This window comes from Paenibacillus sp. SRL342, from assembly GCF_984798905.1.
This window is the reverse complement of record NZ_OZ481790.1, coordinates 4,669,344-4,687,380: the sequence shown is the minus strand read 5'-3', so window position 1 is coordinate 4,687,380 and position 18,037 is coordinate 4,669,344. Positions and strand designations below refer to the sequence as shown.

The 18,037-nt window shown below is 45.5% G+C and carries 19 protein-coding genes; 12 read left to right on the top strand and 7 right to left on the bottom strand.

Annotated features, from left to right (window positions below; genetic code table 11):
- Positions 1 to 283: 283 nt before the first annotated feature.
- Both AC4E8D_RS20645 and AC4E8D_RS20640 read right to left on the bottom strand, forming a co-directional pair.
- A complete protein-coding gene (locus AC4E8D_RS20645; RefSeq protein WP_017687536.1) occupies positions 284 to 517 on the bottom strand; it encodes a hypothetical protein in 234 nt (77 codons plus the stop codon).
- Complete coding sequence (locus tag AC4E8D_RS20640; RefSeq protein WP_221822195.1) at positions 514 to 1,551, bottom strand: nucleotide-binding protein; 1,038 nt, start codon at positions 1,549 to 1,551, stop codon at positions 514 to 516. Before AC4E8D_RS20640 ends, AC4E8D_RS20645 begins: the two co-directional genes overlap by 4 nt.
- A 951-nt stretch (positions 1,552 to 2,502) precedes the next feature.
- Between AC4E8D_RS20640 and AC4E8D_RS20635 the strand changes: the two genes are divergently transcribed.
- Complete coding sequence (locus AC4E8D_RS20635; RefSeq protein WP_221822193.1) at positions 2,503 to 3,237, top strand: YitT family protein; 735 nt, start codon at positions 2,503 to 2,505, stop codon at positions 3,235 to 3,237.
- A 124-nt stretch (positions 3,238 to 3,361) separates the two neighbouring features.
- Here the strand turns inward: AC4E8D_RS20635 and AC4E8D_RS20630 are convergent, their stop codons facing one another.
- Positions 3,362 to 3,832, bottom strand: coding sequence for a DUF2188 domain-containing protein (locus tag AC4E8D_RS20630; protein ID WP_221822192.1), 471 nt, complete (start codon positions 3,830 to 3,832; stop codon positions 3,362 to 3,364).
- Between the two features lie 392 nt (positions 3,833 to 4,224).
- On the opposite strand from AC4E8D_RS20630, the gene AC4E8D_RS20625 reads away from it, so the two are divergent.
- The 3 genes from AC4E8D_RS20625 to AC4E8D_RS20615 all read left to right on the top strand — a co-directional run bounded on the left by AC4E8D_RS20625 (position 4,225) and on the right by AC4E8D_RS20615 (position 7,086).
- Positions 4,225 to 5,025 carry a lipid II flippase Amj family protein gene (locus AC4E8D_RS20625; protein ID WP_221822190.1) on the top strand — a complete coding sequence of 267 codons (801 nt, stop codon included), beginning with the start codon at positions 4,225 to 4,227 and terminating at the stop codon, positions 5,023 to 5,025.
- A gap of 136 nt (positions 5,026 to 5,161) precedes the next feature.
- The gene (locus AC4E8D_RS20620; protein WP_221822188.1) at positions 5,162 to 5,770 is read left to right on the top strand and encodes a TetR/AcrR family transcriptional regulator; all 609 of its coding nucleotides are present in this window, start codon (positions 5,162 to 5,164) and stop codon (positions 5,768 to 5,770) included.
- An 80-nt stretch (positions 5,771 to 5,850) separates the two neighbouring features.
- The gene (locus AC4E8D_RS20615; protein WP_221822186.1) at positions 5,851 to 7,086 is read left to right on the top strand and encodes an MFS transporter; all 1,236 of its coding nucleotides are present in this window, start codon (positions 5,851 to 5,853) and stop codon (positions 7,084 to 7,086) included.
- A 105-nt stretch (positions 7,087 to 7,191) separates the two neighbouring features.
- Here AC4E8D_RS20615 and msrA read toward each other — a convergent pair whose 3' ends face one another.
- Both msrA and AC4E8D_RS20605 read right to left on the bottom strand, forming a co-directional pair.
- Positions 7,192 to 8,154: a peptide-methionine (S)-S-oxide reductase MsrA gene (gene msrA / locus AC4E8D_RS20610; protein ID WP_036614455.1), complete on the bottom strand. Its 963-nt coding sequence runs from the start codon at positions 8,152 to 8,154 to the stop codon at positions 7,192 to 7,194.
- 180 nt (positions 8,155 to 8,334) lie between these two features.
- On the bottom strand, positions 8,335 to 8,946 hold the full coding sequence (locus tag AC4E8D_RS20605; protein ID WP_221822185.1) for a TVP38/TMEM64 family protein: 612 nt from the start codon (positions 8,944 to 8,946) through the stop codon (positions 8,335 to 8,337).
- A 199-nt stretch (positions 8,947 to 9,145) separates the two neighbouring features.
- Here AC4E8D_RS20605 and AC4E8D_RS20600 point away from each other — a divergent pair, with 199 nt between their 5' ends.
- Both AC4E8D_RS20600 and AC4E8D_RS20595 read left to right on the top strand, forming a co-directional pair.
- On the top strand, positions 9,146 to 10,084 hold the full coding sequence (locus AC4E8D_RS20600; RefSeq protein ID WP_221822178.1) for a Gfo/Idh/MocA family protein: 939 nt from the start codon (positions 9,146 to 9,148) through the stop codon (positions 10,082 to 10,084).
- 32 nt (positions 10,085 to 10,116) lie between these two features.
- The gene (locus tag AC4E8D_RS20595) at positions 10,117 to 10,431 is read left to right on the top strand and encodes a protein YxiS (protein WP_036674958.1); all 315 of its coding nucleotides are present in this window, start codon (positions 10,117 to 10,119) and stop codon (positions 10,429 to 10,431) included.
- 25 nt (positions 10,432 to 10,456) lie between these two features.
- On the opposite strand, the gene AC4E8D_RS20590 is transcribed toward AC4E8D_RS20595, so the two are convergent.
- Complete coding sequence (locus AC4E8D_RS20590) at positions 10,457 to 11,275, bottom strand: AraC family transcriptional regulator (RefSeq protein ID WP_221822176.1); 819 nt, start codon at positions 11,273 to 11,275, stop codon at positions 10,457 to 10,459.
- Between the two features lie 190 nt (positions 11,276 to 11,465).
- On the opposite strand from AC4E8D_RS20590, the gene AC4E8D_RS20585 reads away from it, so the two are divergent.
- The 6 genes from AC4E8D_RS20585 (at position 11,466) to AC4E8D_RS20560 (ending at position 17,155) form a co-directional block, all read left to right on the top strand.
- Positions 11,466 to 12,578: a Gfo/Idh/MocA family protein gene (locus AC4E8D_RS20585; RefSeq protein ID WP_091028759.1), complete on the top strand. Its 1,113-nt coding sequence runs from the start codon at positions 11,466 to 11,468 to the stop codon at positions 12,576 to 12,578.
- Positions 12,579 to 12,779: 201 nt separating this feature from the next.
- Positions 12,780 to 13,748, top strand: coding sequence for a sugar phosphate isomerase/epimerase family protein (locus AC4E8D_RS20580; protein ID WP_036674961.1), 969 nt, complete (start codon positions 12,780 to 12,782; stop codon positions 13,746 to 13,748).
- A 24-nt stretch (positions 13,749 to 13,772) separates the two neighbouring features.
- On the top strand, positions 13,773 to 14,501 hold the full coding sequence (locus tag AC4E8D_RS20575; RefSeq protein WP_017687549.1) for a ThuA domain-containing protein: 729 nt from the start codon (positions 13,773 to 13,775) through the stop codon (positions 14,499 to 14,501).
- Between the two features lie 523 nt (positions 14,502 to 15,024).
- Positions 15,025 to 15,321 (top strand): winged helix-turn-helix transcriptional regulator, encoded by a 297-nt coding sequence (locus tag AC4E8D_RS20570; protein ID WP_221822238.1) that lies wholly within the window; start codon positions 15,025 to 15,027, stop codon positions 15,319 to 15,321.
- Positions 15,322 to 15,512: 191 nt separating this feature from the next.
- Complete coding sequence (locus tag AC4E8D_RS20565; RefSeq protein ID WP_221822175.1) at positions 15,513 to 16,244, top strand: hypothetical protein; 732 nt, start codon at positions 15,513 to 15,515, stop codon at positions 16,242 to 16,244.
- Between the two features lie 197 nt (positions 16,245 to 16,441).
- Entirely contained in the window at positions 16,442 to 17,155 is a 714-nt protein-coding gene (locus tag AC4E8D_RS20560) for a hypothetical protein (protein WP_221822171.1), read from the top strand.
- 86 nt (positions 17,156 to 17,241) lie between these two features.
- Here AC4E8D_RS20560 and AC4E8D_RS20555 read toward each other — a convergent pair whose 3' ends face one another.
- Positions 17,242 to 17,958 (bottom strand): Crp/Fnr family transcriptional regulator, encoded by a 717-nt coding sequence (locus AC4E8D_RS20555; protein WP_036614443.1) that lies wholly within the window; start codon positions 17,956 to 17,958, stop codon positions 17,242 to 17,244.
- Positions 17,959 to 18,037 lie beyond the last annotated feature (79 nt).

The window sequence follows — 18,037 nt, the reverse complement described above, 5'->3', positions numbered from 1 at the left end:
ATAAGGTATAATTTATGGGTTTTGCAGGAAACCTAAGGCCATAAACCAATTAAGCCTTATGCAATGCAGTCTGCTACAGGAGTAATTACAAGCAATGAATTACTGTAATGAATTGCAATAATAATGATTCAAGGATGTCTTGCCTTAACACGATGGCACCATGTCAACGAGTAGAAGCAGTTTTAGTTTAGCGAAAATGAGCAACAAAAAAGCCCCTGCCTTGGGCGGCGGGGCCTATGAAATACTGCCGATTCAGCGACAGGTTTGATGATGTGTTCAGAAATTAAGCAAGATATTGAGGTTTTTCGTAGAACGCCTCTTTTTCAAGGATGACCTTATAAGGTCTTTCCTTGCCCTTCAGGGAGGGCCCAATGGTAGTTAGCGGTACGGCCGGCTTGTGGAAACGATCTTCTTCCTTGGGTTCCGGAACCGGTCGTGATGATTCGGGCGCAGAACTGAGGCGTACCTTTTTTTCGCTGCCCCAGCGCTTGCTTATTTTTTTCGTTTCCGGTTTCATTCCGGTTCGCCTCCTAACAAATCGTTGATGGCGTTGAACAGTTGACGATTCTGTAGGTCAATCTGCTGAAATACCGCCTCATCCGCTTCAATATGTCCAATAATGTGAACGGTGATTACATACCTCTTGGCTACAGGATAGCATAGCAGATACTCTTTCTCAAGGTAATCATCATACAGGTTAATCTTGATTTTATTCTCCCGGTAAGAATCAATCACCAGGATGCGCTTGGGATCATCCGGTTGTTTGTCGTCATTAGCGGACAAGTCATACTTTCTCCCCGGTTCTCCAACATTACCACATAATTGCTCAATATAACCACTGTCATCTGTACGGTATATGGCTGTGCCACGTACAGCGAATGGAGGATGAGAGACAAAGGCAGTACGCAAGGCATCGCTCATTCGCTCCAGCATCTTGGCATCTGCTTTGCGGGTACGCAGCAATTCCCTAAAGAACCGCAGCAACTTAAGCAGTTGTAACCTCGCTTCTCCCTCAGTGCGTTTATGCTTCTCAATGATGTTCTCCAATTCTGGATCACTCCAGCGTCCTTGTTCCTCAATACTATCTGCGATTTTGGAACATGCCACGGACACGGCTGGTGCCCACTTTCCGTCAGAACGGATTTCATATACCAGTGGATTTAACCCCAGCAGATCTGTGGGCATACGCAATCCTTCGACCTTGCTTGTATCCTTGATGTCTGTAATATCCTCAGGAAGAATGAAAAAAATACGTTTTCGTCCCAGACGACCCATAAACAGACCCATTTCCAGCATTGTATTATCCCGGACCGAGGCGTAGTACTTCCCGCGAATTTTGGATATATCATCCGGATGAAAAATAAAAATGGCAAAGTCGGTCGTGCGGACCTCTACTTCCAGATCGTCCATGGTATAGCTGCTTGGATTAAAAACCCCGGAATACCAAGGGGTAACTTCGGCTGAAAAACGTAAGTTTTCGTGTACTGCGGCTGCAATCGGCTTCGCTTCCAGCGAGCAGCCAATAAAGACTCTTGGCTTTAACGTTTTCATCAATCCGCCTCGCTTAAACGGTAGTGGGATTCAATTGTTATATTATACCATAAACAGCAGAGTAAGTCTGGAAACGTCTGAACTGGACAAAGAATAAGCCGATCACGTTTGCTATAGTGTATGTATGAAAGGAAAATGATTCCTTTAAAAAGTGCAAGAAAATAAAAAAAGGGCCCCAATTTGTCACAGTTGGGTGACTGACAGTTATTTTTGGAAGCTTTGGTCATAGAATAAAGGAGCAGGTTGCACCATTAGCAAGCATTGCTTATCCTGGTGTTGCCGTATGACTGCTGGAGCAGTCCAAAGGCTGCTTTATGCCTGTTTTTGAGGGGTCTGCTGTTTAGACCCGGTCACGTTGGTGTTATATAATAGAAGAACAAGCAAGTTAGCTTTGGTGTTTAAACTGAATGAACTTGCAACTGCTGTAACTTGGATTTACAATTTACACAGGAACGAAGAGTGCATAACCCATCTGTAGAAGCGAAGCGTTCACCTGAAAGCTTTCTGAAAGAAAGCAGCTTCGGAGGCATAGGCTATCACCGGATTTTCCCCAGAGGGAAGAATGGAATTTCAAAAATCCGGGGATAACAGAGATCGAAAGAGGGTACTTTAATCCAAGTGTAAGTGTACAATTAAATGTTCAAGCTTATGCATTGTAGTTATTTTTCAGTTTAACTGAGCACAGCTAACCACAACAGAACAGAAAGGATCAGGATACCATGAGTTCCCGAAGGACAATCTCCCCAAGGACGATCTGGAAACGTTACGATCTCTCATACACATAGCGCCCCTTGTAGAGTACACCAACCGGTTCAAAAAAACGGCTGACTCTGCGAAAGAGGGGATTGGAATGAATATTCGAAGGACGTACACGATGATTTCTTCCAGGCTTACCTTTTGCAGGGTACGGTCGGTCTAAAAAACCAACCTACAAACTGCGAGGGAACCTGAATGAAGAGAACATCGTTAACTTTACAACACGTTAAAACAGAGGCGATCAAATTCGCCATTATGCTACTCGGTACATTTATTTTAGCTTTTGCTTATTATCACATTAACTTTCAGAATCATTTATCGGAGGGCGGATTTGTTGGTCTGGCCCTGCTCGGAAAATACGCAACAGGCTTATCACCTGCTATCGGTATGTTGTTACTGGACATTCCGGTCATGATCCTGGCTTGGTTCCTCAAAGGCTGGAAATTCATGATTCAGGCATTGCTTGGCGTCGGTGCATTTTCCCTATTCTATGACGGCTTTGAACGATACTCCACACTGGTATTGTCGTTTAACGGAAATCTGTGGATTCCAGCAGTTCTATCCGGTATATTGACAGGGGTAGGCGCTGGGATCGTGCTTCGATTCGGTGGAGCGACAGGTGGAGATGATATTCTCGCCGTACTGGTTAGCCGCTGGAAGGGATGGAAGCTGGGAACAGTTTTCTTTGTCAGCGATGCTTTTGTATTGGGATTGTCGCTTTTCTTTCTTCCGGTAAAAGAAACTTTATATACGATTCTGGCCGTATGGATTGCCAGCAAAGTCATCACGTACGTCGTTAGTGTTCCGGCTCGCGGAACCGTGGTTACAACTTCGGCTGTGAAATTGCCGGTGCCATCGGCTGCAGCCAAGGCAGTTAACGCTGCTGCTATTTCACAACGGACTACGGTGGCTAGAGGGGTATCCAATTAACCATACGTTTCAGAACAACCATAACCTGTATGCATCATATTCAGGTCTTGATCGTTAACGTTCATATAAAATCCCTTTTGACTGCTCTTCAGCAGCAAAAGGGATTTTATTGTTTTCCGATCATTCAGGGTTTGATCGAAGAAGCAATCTGACCATCCTGATTATGGATAATCGCTCGAATATTTTGTTTGCTACTCAGTTCTTTGGCCTTATCTACAGCTTCTGCCTTAGTATCAAATGTGGACAGATAGGTAGACTTTCCTTCTTCCTTGATCGCCCAACCGGAGTCGGTAGGCACGACATGGATGTTATCATGACTTTTGGACGAAGAAACGGGCTCAGAATGACGACGTTCCGTGGAAGACGACTTTTTAGGGTTGGAATTGTCGGAAGAAGATGTGGAGTCCGATTTCGAACTTTCCGGTGCGGGATGATTCTCATCCCATTCTTCTGCCTTAGCTGTCGCGATGGCAATCGAGCGTCCTTCCTCATACCCGTCATCGAGCAGAGCATTCGCGATTTCAATTGCTTTGTGTCTGACACGTGGTTCCAGGTTCTTCATGGATACCGGATAATCCTGTTTGTTCCAAGGCATATGAATCCCTCCTGTACAATAATGGATTAGTTGTATATTACCCTGTGAGGGGGAGGATAAACTATAAACAGCCGAGGTCGTAAGTGCATTTACCGATGATCTATATAAATTGAAATAAACATTTACACGAAACGGAGAGGACAGAAAAAACCTGAAGAAACGAAGTGTTCGCCTTTATCCCCGGATTTATCCCTTTATAAAAGGAATCAAAAAAATCTGGGGATAACAGCGATCGGAAGGTTGTTCTGTCATCGGAGTGTCCCAGTGTAAACATTCTTTAGTTCAACTTATATAAAAGGATCTCGTTCCTATACTTTTGCAAGACAGAGGAGTATAATGCTGTCCATGAAAGAAATAAGTTCAATAACAGGAATATAAAGGAGTGCATACATATGTTTAGTCTTAGTCTGGCAATCCCTATGCTGTTCACCATGCTGATTCATGCCGCAGACAGCTTATCATACGCGCTACGCCTTGGTGGTTTACGCACTCGCAGAATTGCGCTAGCCATTTCTTTGGCGGGTATCTTGCTGCTGGTTTCTAGAACCTCGAATATGGCCCAAGGTCCGATGGTAGGTAATCTGGTGGATACCGCAACACGTGGAGCCAATCCACACTTTGCAGCGCAGCTGCACTGGTTAATGGGTGCGGCAACAATAGGAACGGCATTAGCCATATTGTGTTTTCCAACCATGGTGAAGCTCTCATCGAGAATGGTTGTACATTTTGAAGCAGCCGGCTCTATCCCTGCGATGGTTCGCGGTATGCTGAAGCGAAGCAAGATTAGAAATGCAACGTATTACATCACTCCACCATCCTGGGAGATGGCCAAACGATTGGTACAGCATGGGATGCCAAGACGGTTAATGATGCTGAATGTAGCGGTAACCGCAATCTACACCACGGGTGTCCTGTCCAGCTTGTACGCAGCTTATCTTTACCCAGGGCAGGCTGTAGCTGCATCTCAATCAACCGGGCTAATTAACGGAATAGCGACTATTTTGCTAACCATCCTGATTGATCCGCGGATTTCCCTGCTCAGTGACAAATCATTACGTGGCGGGATCCGTTTGGATCGCATGAATCAGATTTATGGCTGCATGCTTGTATCTCGTTTGTTTGGTACTCTGTTGGCACAGTTGTTATTAATTCCATTTGCGTATTGGATCGGTTGGATCGTAAGTATGATGTGACGACTTTTTTCCTGAATTGTCGCCAGGCACTCTCTTGTACATCTTTTGAAGTAGCAAATGAGAGGGTGCCTGTGCAAATTGAATTGACGGGTTATTTCTGCTGTGATACTATTAGACCGAATAGTCGGTTTATTTTATGGAGGTTTTTCCAATCGAAGTCAAACGAAGAAAAGATGTTACCCAGATAAAAAAAGACATTGCACGTAATACCAAGGAACTGTTTGCCCAAAAGGGATATAGTGCAACTTCCATGGAAGACATTTGTACGATTAACAATCGGAGTAAAGGCAGCATCTATTATCATTTCAAAAGCAAAGAAGAGTTATTCATGTATCTAATCAAGCTTAACAATGAAGATTGGATGAATGCTTGGCTGGACAAAGAATCAGGGTATAAGACCGCCATAGACAAACTTTACGGACTTGCTGACCATTACGTGGATGATTTGGCTAACCCGCTGAATCACGCCATTAACGAGTTTGTCTCGGGTCAGGTCGTCAGTCAAGAGATGCTTGATGAGATGCTTTCCCTGATCCGAATTCCGTATGCGACATACGAGTCCATTATTACTAAAGGGATGGAAGATGGGGAGTTAAAACAGGATGACCCACAGGATGTAATGCACATTATCTACGGTCTGTTTAGCGGATTGACTACACTTTATTACGAGAAGGACCTGACGGATATTCGTCGTATTTACCACAAAGGCATGGCCAGTCTGCTGGCAGGCATTCAACAACGTTAACCATGAAAAGCTGATGTAACGTCAGTTTTTCTTTTGAATATTAATAAACCGGACAGTCGGTTTAAAAGGGGAGATGGAGAATGAACACATTGTTCAGGAACAAAGCTTTTTTAATCGTTACAGGGTCTGATTTGCTGCAAAATCTGGCGATATGGATCCGGAATATGGCGATCCTCTATTATGTGATGGATCAAACTCAGGGAAGTCCAATAGCCGTCTCGCTGATTACCGTACTTGAATATGCCCCGATTTTTGTTTTCTCCATCATTGGCGGTGCACTTGCTGATCGCTGGAATCCCAAACGTACGATGATACTGGGGGATATTCTGAGTGCGTTGTCTATTGTCATGATTATTGCCGTCTTATCTTCCGGGTATTGGCAGATTCTATACGTAGCCACGTTTGTATCCTCTGTCGTTAGCCAGTTTTCTCAACCATCCTCTCTAAAGATTGTGAGGCGAAATGTAAAGGGAGAACATTTGCAATCTGCAATTGCGATTACACAGAGTGGTCAATCGTTGTTTTTAATTCTCGGACCAATCGTCGGAACGTTTATATACACTGCAATGGGAATTCAGGCATCCATGTACGCATTACTCATTCTATTCCTTACCTCTGCGCTTCTACTCACATTTCTGCCTAAAGACGCCACCCAGCGGGAAACAAATACCTCATTATTAGCGGATATCAAAGAGGGCTGGCAATATGTTGCTCGATCTCGCTCGTTAAAAATGCTTAGTCTGGTATTCATCTGTATAGGGCTTTCTGCGGGTCTCATCAGCCCACTTGGAATATTTCTGATCACCGAACGTCTGGGACTTGAAGCAACGTCGTTACAGTTCCTCTCTGGAGCGTCCGGATTAGGTTTATTGATTGGAGGAGGGATTGCGGCTGCTGTAAGTGGCAAGTTGAATCAGACTTTAACTCTAATCGTAGGTGTGCTGTGTCTGGCTGTAGCCACGATGGGGGAAGTGTTATCCAGTTGGTTCTGGCTGACCCTTTTGATCAGCTTCTTGAGCTCAATCAGTTTGGCATTTATCAACGTCATCATCTCCACGTACCTGGTCACCCGGATAGATGAGCACTTGATCGGGAGAGTGAATGGCACCATCACACCTTTATTCATAGGAAGCATGCTTCTTGGATCTTCCATGGCAGGTGTACTGATGAACAGCACATCCATTTTTATTGTCTACGCAATTTCGGTTACCGTGATGATCATGGGTATTGTTCCAGCGATGCGTATTCAATTTCATAATGATCAGACGGCTCCTGCCAGCCATTTGACTTCGGAAATCTCTTCGAGCCAAACCTAACCAGTGCATTCTCGTGCAACAATAGTTCGTCTATGAAAAACAAGAATGTACAATAAAAAAGCAGCGGGATCATCCCACTGCTCTTTTTGTATTAGTATTATAACTTTATTGGAAAAGGACGGCGTACTCACCGTATCCTTCTTTTTGCAAGTCTTCTTTGGGTACAAAACGAAGTGCCGCAGAGTTGATGCAATAACGCATTCCACCTGCTTCGGCAGGACCATCGTTGAACAGGTGACCTAGATGGGAATCGCCCTCACGACTTCTCACTTCGGTACGAATCATGAAGTGGCTGAGATCGGTTTTTTCTTTCACGTTGTGGTCACGCAATGGACGTGTGAAGCTCGGCCAGCCACAGCCGGAGTCGTATTTGTCGGTAGAACTGAACAATGGCTCGCCAGATACGATGTCCACATAGATACCATCACCGTGGTGATCCCAGAATTCGTTATGGAATGCAGGCTCGGTTGCGCTGTTCTGCGTAACTTCATATTGAAGCGGCGTCAAACGCTCTTTCAGCCCGTCTTTATCCACGTTACCGGTCCAGTTGCGTTCGATGAAATCTACACGTCCAGAACCTTTGCTGTAGCGTTTGTAATGGGCAGGGTTCTTCCGGTGATAATTTTGGTGATGTTCTTCCGCTTCATAGAACGGTTTGGCTGGCAAAATCGGAGTGAAGATTGGTTTGTCAAAACGTCCGCTTTGTCCCAGCTCCGCTTTGGAAGCTTCCGCAATCTGGCGCTGTTCTTCACTGTGATAGAAGATGGCCGTCTGATAGGAAGATCCACGGTCATGGAATTGCCCGCCTGTATCCGTAGGATCAATCTGCTGCCAGAACAGTTCAACCAGTTTCTTATAAGGGAAGATGGCAGGGTCAAACGTAATTTGTACAGCCTCTACATGTCCTGTTGTCTCCGAGCAGACCTCTTCATATGTTGGATTCTCGGTATGTCCTCCTGTATAACCCGATACGATCTTATGAATACCGGGCAGTTCTTCAAAGGGGGATACCATACACCAGAAGCATCCGCCTGCAAAAGTTGCTAACTCACTTGAATGTTGTTCCATGCTATAGTCACTCCATTTCTGATGAAGATTTAGCGCTCGTGTTCGAGCTCCAGCAATCTACCGTTTTATTAAACTTGTTACACAAGCATTAGGCTTGCTCTTCTATTATATCCTGAATTGGCAAGCCAACCAAGCCGGAATGAAAACAAGCTGAATCTGAACGGTTTGCGAATTCTAAATTCAGACTTTGTTGCGTGATCGAAAGCGAAATAAGAGCAGAACAATGGCCATGAACACCAGATATGCGGCAAGGATGGCCAGGCTCAGCCAGATGGAGGTTTCAGCTTGTGCACCTGCATAGGCAAATACAAAAATCGCTGGCATTTTCCCAATGGCCGTGGCAAGCATGAAGACCCAGAATGGTGTGTACGTTATACCTGCGTAGATATTAACGGCCATCTGAGGCACGATCGGCAACAGTCGCATCGACATGACACCCATGAACGGATGTGCTTCCATCCATGTGGTAAAACGGTTTAGACCCCGAATGCGTTCGAGGTACGATCTCGCCTGATGTCTGAAGATGGTTCTTGCTCCGCCATACACGAGCATGGCTGCAAGTGTGGTGCCAAGCCAGCATATCCAGGCTGCCGTGGTGGTACCGTAACTGTAACCAAAGGCGATAATAACAAACTTATAAGGAATTACAGGCACAAGAGCAAACAATGTTGCCATGGCGAGTAACAGAGGAATGGACTGATGAAGATCGGTCCAGGCCAGTAGTTCATATCTGTAAATAAACGTGACTCCTGCAAGTAAAACATATAACAGAAGCCATAACCATTTTCGCAAAATCCCAAACGCTCCTTTCAGATCAGGCAGGTCTGGTCGTGTCCCGATCTGTACTGCTGTTCCTCCTCAGTTTACCACGTTCGCCCATTGTCTGAACAATTCGTGCGAAGTCTGCTGCAATCACTGGCAAGTTGCTGTCCGAAGGGTTACACTATAGGACGTGGAAATATAGAACCGAACTGAAGGTGGAATGATCATCATGGAAACAACCCAACGTAAACGAGTTGCAATTATCGGCCTGGGCGATATTGCACGTAAAGTATATTTGCCGCTGTTAACAGCTCATCCGAACGTGGAGATTGTAGGCATTATGAACCGATCTCCGGAGCCGGTCAAAGCCGTTCAGGAGGCGTATCGATTAGAACGGGGAACAACGGATCTGAAAGAACTGTTGTCCTGGGACTTGGATGCGGTGTTTGTACATACAGCAACGGAAGCGCACTTTGACATTGTCATGCAATGTCTGGAACAGGGATTAGCCGTGTACGTAGACAAGCCGTTGTCCTATACGATTCGGGAGTCGGAAGAGATGACTGCTTTTGCCGAGGCACAAGGGCTGCTACTGGCAGTGGGCTTCAACCGCAGATTCGCACCGATGTACCAAAAAGGGAAAGAATGGATGCAGGGTGGAAAAGGTTTTGAATCCTTGACAGTGACCAAACATCGTACAGGCATTCAGGATCGTCCTGCGGCAGAAACCATCTATGATGATCTCATCCATATGCTGGATCTGATGTTGTGGTACTCGGATCATAATGTGGAGTTGCTTCATCAATGGATTCGGAAGAATGATCTGGACAGACTGCTACATGCAACAGGAACGGCCAAGCTGGGCAGAACAGCTTACGGTCGATTCGATATGGTGCGTGAGGCTGGGGCAGACCTGGAGAAGATCGAATTGCATGGTGGTGGACGCTCTGTTGAAGTGGTGAACATGGACACGATCCGCTGCATGGAACAGGGGAGTCTGGAAACCAAAGAAACGTTCGGGAGCTGGGACACCGTGTTAACACGCAGAGGTTTTAGCGGAGCAGTTGATAATTTCCTGGCTTGTCTGGACGCGCCTGATGATTGCCTGATCAGTGCAAGTCACGTCATGGACAGTCATGAACTGGCGGAACAATTGATTCGCAAATAATTGCAGAATACACATACGGAGGAATACAAGTCATGGATGAATATGAAAAGGAACGTAATAAACAGATCGAGGAAGCTGTTGTAGAAACCTATAAACAGGAAGAAGAGATGATGATCCTCGTATTTGCCCAGTGGTGTGTCAATAATGGTTTGGACCCGGAAGAGATGTACCGGCAAGCCTACCCGGATCAGCAAAGCAACGAGCGTTTGCAGCAGGTGCAGAAGCTGATTGTATCCAAGGAGGAAGCCGGTGAGATCCCGGATGATACGGTACTTGGCGTGTTGTCCATGTTTGGCAATGAAGATCTGGCGATGGTTGTATCCGAGGCCATAGCCGCGCGCAAATAAGTTCAACTTACGTATACTAATATGATTACATCTGTTCCCGGTGAATGACGCGGAATTCCTTCGGGGACATGCCGAACCGGGAACGGAATACCCGATGAAAATAGGTATAGTTGTTAAAGCCGGAAGACTCAGACACTTGCTCCAGGGTCATTGGACTGAAAATAATTCGTTCCCTGGCCATGTTCAACCGTACGTCAAGCGTGTATTGCATGATGCTTTTGCCAAACGCTTCTTTGAAGAGATGAACACCCCGTGAGACACTGATGCCAATATGTGTTGCCACATCATCCAGCTTGAATAAAGAGGAAGCGTTTTCTTCAATGTAATTCTTGATCTCATAGGCCACATAATTGGTGTTGGTTATCGTTGGATGCTCCGCGAGCAGACGATCCACTTCGAGACATAAAATTCGCATATAATAACTTGAAATTTCCGGATAAGGATTGGAGATGCGGCGCTGTTCCAGCACGAGTTGTCGAAACAGGACCAAGAGGCTTTCCGTCAGTTCGACTTTGATTCGGGTCGGCCGTTTGTGACGCTTCCACCACTCATCCACCCAGGAACCATTAAAGAAGATGTGATAGTCGCCACTCTCCACCAGTCGTTCTCCCATCGGATTGGTTTCATTGTCAATTCTCAGCTCATAGGGCTCGTCAGGATCAAAAAGAAGCAGATCGCCCGCATCTATCAGGGACATGTCCCCGTCTATGCGTGCACGGCAACGTCCGTCTGTTTGCAGTCTTAACAGGTAGTTCTTCACCCCTTCAGGCTGCACCATAGCGTAGGGTTTACGATGAAATGAAAAGCCTGCTGTAAGAACTTGGCAGGATTGATCTGTCGGCATGGGCATACTCCTTGCAATTTGAAAATTATGACCAGATAGTTCATGTTTCAATCATATTATTCATTTTAATTGAAGCTGAAACGGAATACCATAGTATTAGATTCAAGGAACAGGAAACATCCAACAAAACATATGTATCTCAACCATTCAAACGCAGATTTTAACCATGCGTAAGGAGATGAACGTCACAGTGGAGAAAATGAAAGCAGGCATCATCGGGTGTGGTAACATCAGCGCCATCTACTTGGAAAATCTCAAAAACAACCCGGTCATTGAAGTCGTGGCTGTTGCGGATTTGATTCGTGAACGCGCTCAGGAACGGGCAGATGAATTTAATATCGCAAACGTTTACAATGTAGATGAGTTGCTGCAAAATAACGAAATTGAACTTGTGTTGAACCTTACGGTTCCTGGCAGTCACGCGATGACCGATCTGGCTGCACTCGAAGCAGGCAAACATGTGTATGCCGAGAAGCCGCTGGCCATTTCTCTTGAGGATGGTCGCAAGGTTGTTGAGTTGGCTGAGGAAAAGGGATTGTATGTTGGTTCTGCACCGGACACCTTCCTTGGTTCAGGCATACAGACAGCTCGTAAAGCCATTGAGGATGGGCTGATTGGCAAGCCGGTTGCAGCGACTTCATTCTTCATGGGTGGAGGACCAGAAGCTTGGCATCCTAATCCGGAGTTCTTTTATGTCGCAGGTGGCGGACCGATGTTTGATATGGGACCTTACTACCTGACCGCTCTGATTACGTTGCTTGGACCGATACGCAGAATCAGCGCCTCGGCAGGCATACAGATTGCAGATCGCAAGATTGGCTCTGGGCCGAAGGAAGGTACAGCACTGCAAGTAGAGACGCCTACCCACTTGGCAGGAACCATTGATTTTGCAGAAGGTGCCATTGCAACCATGATTACCAGTTTCGATATTCGCGGAGCTTCGGATCTGCCACGTATTGAAATCTATGGTACAGAAGGTACGCTTAGTGTACCGGATCCCAATTATTTTAACGGGGAAGTGAAGGTTCGCAGATACGGTCAAGACACTTGGGAGACGGTCAAACCAGTCTTCGAAAGTGGACAAAACGAACGAGGCATCGGCGTAACGGAAATGGTTGAATCCATTCGTGCCGGACGGGAACACAAAGCCAGTGGCAAGCTAGCTTATCACGTACTGGAAGCCATGCATTCATTCCAGCGTTCTTCACTTGAAGGCAAGCATGTACATCTGGAGAGCAGCTATGATTCTTTTGCAGTAACTCGCACAGTTCAAACTGAGATTGAAACCGTGGAATCCCACTAGTCTGAGTAAAAAGTGTTCCAAGCTTGATGCTCTTACGGGTGATGCAGAATAACCAGTATTCTTACGTTCAATTTCAGGATAGAAACACTCTCGATTTTCCACACTAATCAAACAGGCATGTGATCTGAACGGTAATTGTATACAGTTCAATATTCATGAATTCAGCAATCATACGATATCTAATCCAGGGAGGAATCGCACTTGAAACTCGGCGTATTTTTGGTACTATTCGGAGGACGTAAATTGGAGGATGCTCTTGATTATGTAGCATCCAAGGGATTAAAAGCAGTAGAGATCGGAACAGGCGGACATCCAGGCAATGCACATTGTAAGCCAGATGAGTTGTTAAGCAATCCTACAGCATTGAAAAACTTCAAAAATGCAGTGGAATCACGCGGTTTGACCATCAGTGCACTCAGCTGTCACGGTAACCCGCTACATCCGCAAAAGGATATTGCCAAAGGATTTCACGATGATTTTGTTAAAACGGTAGAACTGGCTGAGAAGCTGGAAGTACCTGTAGTGAATACATTCTCCGGTTGTCCGGGAGACCATGAGGATGCCAAATATCCCAACTGGCCTGTTGCACCATGGCCGAATGATTTCCAGGAAATCCTGAAGTGGCAGTGGGAGAACAAAGTTATCCCTTACTGGACAGAGTGGGGTAAATTTGCAGCAGATCGTAACGTAAAAGTTGGATTGGAGCTGCACGGTGGATTCTCCGTTCATACTCCAGCAACGTTGCTTAGACTGCGTGAAGCAGCAGGTGAAGTGATCGGAGCCAATCTGGACCCAAGTCACATGTGGTGGCAAGGTATTGATCCGGTTCAGGCAATTCACATCTTGGGACGTGAAGGAGCCATCCATCACTTCCATGCCAAAGATACAACGATTGATCCGGTAAACGTGAACAAACACGGTGTAACGGATATGCAGGACTATACCAATATGCTGGATCGGGCTTGGCAGTTCCGCTCGGTTGGTTATGGACATGATAACAAGACATGGGCAGACATTATGAGTGCCTTGCGTCTGGTCGGATATGATTATGTAGTAAGTATTGAGCACGAAGACGGTCTGATGTCGGTTGAAGAAGGATTCTCTAAAGCCGTGCAAAATCTCCAGCAAGTATTAATCGAAGAACCGCTGGGCGATATGTGGTGGGTTTAGAGTTACACTAGGGGGAAATTGAATATGATCAACGTCACCATTTGGAATGAATTTGTCCATGAGAAAATTCACGATGAAGTAAGGGAAGTCTACCCGGATGGTCTGCATCGAGCACTGGCTGACGGACTTGGCGGCGAAGGCTTTGCTATTCGTACAGCTACACTGGATCAGCCTGAACACGGATTAAGTGATGAAGTGCTGAATTCCACAGATGTGCTTATATGGTGGGGACATATGGCACATGATCGCGTAAGTGATGAGATCTCACAGAAGGTTGCGCAACGAGTGCTGAACGGCATGGGGATGATTGTGCTCCATTCAGGTCATTTCTCCAAACCATTCAAAGCGCTGATGGGAACAAGCTGCGATCTGAAATGGCGTGTAGCTGACGAGCAGGAAATTGTATGGTGTGTTAACCCATCTCATCCGATTGCGGATGGCATCGAAGGCAAGATTGTATTGGAAAAAGAAGAGATGTACGGTGAATTCTTCGATATTCCAGTGCCGGATGAACTGGTGTTTGTAAGCAACTTCCAGGGTGGGGAAGTATTCCGGAGCGGATGTACGTTCCGGCGTGGTGAAGGTAAAATCTTTTATTTCCGACCAGGTCATGAGACGTATCCGACCTATTACAAACCGGAAATATTAAGAGTAATCAGTAACGCAGTGAAATGGGCATATCCTGCCCGCAGTTTTAAGCCGGAATTTGGCAAGAGTGAACCTGTAAGACCATTTGGTGGCGTGCTGGTTTAATTCATAATTTGCTTCGTGAAAGAGATATATCAGTTCAACTAACATTTACACATCAACGGAGAGGGCAGAAATAACTTGAAGAAGCGGAGCGTGCGCCTTTATCCCCGGATTTTTTTCCTTTAGAAAGAAATCAAAAAAATCTGGGGATAACAGTGATCGGAAAGTTGTTCTGACATTGAAGTGCTAGTGTAGATATTCTTTAGTTGAACTGATATAGATAACGTAAACGCAAGCATATACCCAGGAACCCTTCTCCGAGTCAATGATGACTGTGGCAGTTGGGTTCTTTTTGGGTAAGATAGTACTATGGGGAAGTTATACGATATTTCCCATGGTTACGACGCAGCGTGTAATGTATACTGGGATATATGATCCATTTTGGATATTATGCTTCTAAAATTTAAACTTTTTAGTTGCAGGCGTTTTCTTTGAAGCTTAAATATGTTATTATGAAATATACTAACAAAATGTAAGTTGAGTGATCTCTAAAGAGGTGATTAATGTGGAAGGTCAAGACTTGCGGATGTGTCCGCGTTTTGAGACGGCGTTTTCTTTTTTGGGCAAGCGCTGGAATGGTTTAATTATTCAAACGTTGATGAGTGGTTCGAAGCGATTCAAGGATATCTCCAATCTGATCCCATCCATGAGTGATAAGATGTTATCCGAACGGATGAAAGATCTGGAGGGTGAAGGTATTCTGGTTCGTCACGTCTATCCCGAGACGCCGGTTCGTATTGAATATGAACTGACGGATAAAGGTAGAGCGCTCCAGCCTGTCATGAATCAAATTCAAGACTGGGCTGAGCAGTGGGTTGACTAACGTATAAGCATCACCCGCATTCGTTGCATGAATGACATAGACTCCTGATTTCCGTGGAAATCAGGGGTTTTTGTCTTAAGGATTAGGTGGAGCGGCGTTTTTCTCTTGGGCTATGCACATGTTGTCATGAGTTGTAGTATAATCTATAGAAAATGGCCACAGACGGCCGGAGCGAAGGAGGCCCACTCGTCATGAGAGAAGAAAGCTTATCCCGTGAAGTACGCTACGGCAAGAAAGATATTGCAGAACTTGAGAGCGCATCCATTCAGGTCCATCTAATTTACAAAAAAGCTGCAGAGTTATTCAAGCGCACAGCATATTCCCGATCGGTTAAGGATGATCTTGCCCAATTGAATACGCATTCTGTGAACAGCGATGGTCCGAGATTAGCTCCGGCGGTGCTGCAAAAATGGATTCAAACGTCCAGGGGCTGGAAGTGTATCGGATGTGAGCTGGGGCAACCTGATTCAACGATGTCTCAGATGGAAGAAACTATCCATGGTAAGCAATGGGTTCTGGATGTGGGAGAAGGTCGGCTGGTTCAGGCAGAAATGCTGATTCAGGCGGTTGTCTGGTCTCAATATGAGAAGATTCGAATGTTTGCACCATGGCTTGGTGATGAACCCTTTTATAGCGTGCAGGAATTGGATGTCATTGCCCGTTATATTGTGCCTACCTATTTCTCGGAACGACCTTTGCATGAGCAAGGCAAGGTATTCAAGGTACATCAACAATATGGGCAGATTCCGTTGTATCAGGAGTATGTAGATGCACCTTCATGCTGCGTACAGGTGGATGGTGGATTACTTGAAGGGCGATTGCTGACAGGGGTATATGTGTCTGAGGAGCAGTTCTTCGGACTTAATCCATATCTGAAAGATGGCGATGGAGGACGGACATACATGCAGGCTTGTGTCCAATGATAACGCAACCAATGATAACGTGAAAATAATTTAGATTGGAGAGCCTGTGTGCAGGCTCTCTTTCTTGTACAAGCCTTATTTGGAGGCGGAACCCTATAAAAGTAACGGCTTTGACACTTTTTTTTGCCGAAGGTTGTGCCATAATAGAGGTTATGGACAACAGGGTGAATGATTTTACGCAGGGTGGTGTTACCTACATGATGAAGAAAATCCCCGGTTACATAGGTGTATGTTTGCTCCTACTGGCGATCTTGGCTGGTTGTAGTGAGACACAGCCTTCTGAGCAGCCAATTGTCAAAGAGACAGAAACAGCGAATACAATTACAGTGGCTGTAGATGGCAGTACGTTTTTGCCTGATGCAACAAAGTCCATTAAGCGAGATTTTAGTGAGGGTTTGACAATCAAAAAAGCATTACTCAATAGCGGACTGGTTGATTTTACGGCAGATGGCAAACGGATTCAATCCGTCGGTGAAGTTTCTCTGGATTCTTCGCTTAGCTGGGCTGTCAAATTAAATGGCAAGGATATTGAGCAGGAAGATTGGGACATGGAGCTTCATGCCAAAGATGAAGTGATCATTTACGTGAAAGCCGCTGACAGTGGGGGGGATGGCGTTGCATATCAGACAACGTTACTCAAGGTTAGCGGTGGAAACATTATGCCAACTCTTAATCGTCAATATGCTGGCGTCTATGTTCAGGAGTGCACAGTTCGCGATGTGTTGAAGTCCAGCGGCATTGTAAGAATGTCGGAGAATAACAAATTTGTCGTTTCGGTCGAGAATGTCACGCCTCGTATGAATGAGCGGTGGGTCATTATGGTGAATGACAAAGAATTAATGGAAAATGGCCTCGACATGAAATTGAATCCACGTGATGCGGTAAAGCTTGAATTGACCAATGCATCCTAAGTATACCAAGAAGCCCAATCTCTTTTTAGAGAGATGGGCTTTTTTCATTGAAATATATAAGCAATTTCCGATTGCATAGTCAAATATTAAATACGACAGATCTCGTTCGGGCAAAGCTCACAGTGACAGATCCCTTGCAGCATCTTCAGATCTTTGATGACAATCATGCCATTGTCATATTCAATCCCATCTTTCTTACGCAGGTCGCTTAACATGCGGTTTACACTTTCACGAGTGGCTCCAATCATATTGGACAGATCCGTGTGGGTAATTTTTTTGTGAATAATGACATGCTCTCCATGAGGCTCACCATACGAATTCGACAACCGAATGAGGGTGGAGCAGAGTGCACCCGGTTTGCCGTATAACATGAGATCCCGGAATTTGGTCTGTGTCAACCGGTGGTGGATGCCCATCCATTTCATAAAGTCGATCGCAAAGTCACAATGCTGGCATATTAACATCTCCAGGTCTTTATGCTCCAGTACACCGATCTCACTATCCTCTAATACTTCCGCAGAGAAGCTGTGTTTAGAGCCAAAGAAGGGATCAGCCTGCCCAATCATATCACCGGATTGATACATGTACATGATCAGTTCCTTGCCTTCATCCGTGGATTTGGTGATCTGGGCACGACCCCGTTTCATATAATAAAGTTTGTCAGAGATATCGCCTTCCCAGTACAGATGTGTACCTTCCGGATAGGTTCTATCTTTCATGGTAACCAACAGATGGTTGAAATTTGCTTCCGAGAAACAGTTGGTATTACCGCGCTTTTCTAGTACAGTTGTTAGTTCTCTCATAAGTCTATCTCCCCTTTGTGTCCATCGGACGACCTTCTGTAATAAGCAGTAGCCTCCGAGGTTCGCCGCAAACCGTTGC

What these genes read in the sequence shown, in the direction of transcription:
- AC4E8D_RS20645 (WP_017687536.1), bottom strand. Translation starts at nt 517, where the DNA reads ATGAAACCGGAAACGAAAAAAATAAGCAAGCGCTGGGGCAGCGAAAAA.
- AC4E8D_RS20640 (WP_221822195.1), bottom strand. Translation starts at nt 1,551, where the DNA reads ATGAAAACGTTAAAGCCAAGAGTCTTTATTGGCTGCTCGCTGGAAGCG.
- AC4E8D_RS20635 (WP_221822193.1), top strand. Translation starts at nt 2,503, where the DNA reads ATGAAGAGAACATCGTTAACTTTACAACACGTTAAAACAGAGGCGATC.
- AC4E8D_RS20630 (WP_221822192.1), bottom strand. Translation starts at nt 3,832, where the DNA reads ATGCCTTGGAACAAACAGGATTATCCGGTATCCATGAAGAACCTGGAA.
- AC4E8D_RS20625 (WP_221822190.1), top strand. Translation starts at nt 4,225, where the DNA reads ATGTTTAGTCTTAGTCTGGCAATCCCTATGCTGTTCACCATGCTGATT.
- AC4E8D_RS20620 (WP_221822188.1), top strand. Translation starts at nt 5,162, where the DNA reads ATGGAGGTTTTTCCAATCGAAGTCAAACGAAGAAAAGATGTTACCCAG.
- AC4E8D_RS20615 (WP_221822186.1), top strand. Translation starts at nt 5,851, where the DNA reads ATGAACACATTGTTCAGGAACAAAGCTTTTTTAATCGTTACAGGGTCT.
- msrA (WP_036614455.1), bottom strand. Translation starts at nt 8,154, where the DNA reads ATGGAACAACATTCAAGTGAGTTAGCAACTTTTGCAGGCGGATGCTTC.
- AC4E8D_RS20600 (WP_221822178.1), top strand. Translation starts at nt 9,146, where the DNA reads ATGGAAACAACCCAACGTAAACGAGTTGCAATTATCGGCCTGGGCGAT.
- AC4E8D_RS20595 (WP_036674958.1), top strand. Translation starts at nt 10,117, where the DNA reads ATGGATGAATATGAAAAGGAACGTAATAAACAGATCGAGGAAGCTGTT.
- AC4E8D_RS20590 (WP_221822176.1), bottom strand. Translation starts at nt 11,275, where the DNA reads ATGCCGACAGATCAATCCTGCCAAGTTCTTACAGCAGGCTTTTCATTT.
- AC4E8D_RS20575 (WP_017687549.1), top strand. Translation starts at nt 13,773, where the DNA reads ATGATCAACGTCACCATTTGGAATGAATTTGTCCATGAGAAAATTCAC.
- AC4E8D_RS20570 (WP_221822238.1), top strand. Translation starts at nt 15,025, where the DNA reads ATGTGTCCGCGTTTTGAGACGGCGTTTTCTTTTTTGGGCAAGCGCTGG.
- AC4E8D_RS20565 (WP_221822175.1), top strand. Translation starts at nt 15,513, where the DNA reads ATGAGAGAAGAAAGCTTATCCCGTGAAGTACGCTACGGCAAGAAAGAT.
- AC4E8D_RS20560 (WP_221822171.1), top strand. Translation starts at nt 16,442, where the DNA reads ATGATGAAGAAAATCCCCGGTTACATAGGTGTATGTTTGCTCCTACTG.
- AC4E8D_RS20555 (WP_036614443.1), bottom strand. Translation starts at nt 17,958, where the DNA reads ATGAGAGAACTAACAACTGTACTAGAAAAGCGCGGTAATACCAACTGT.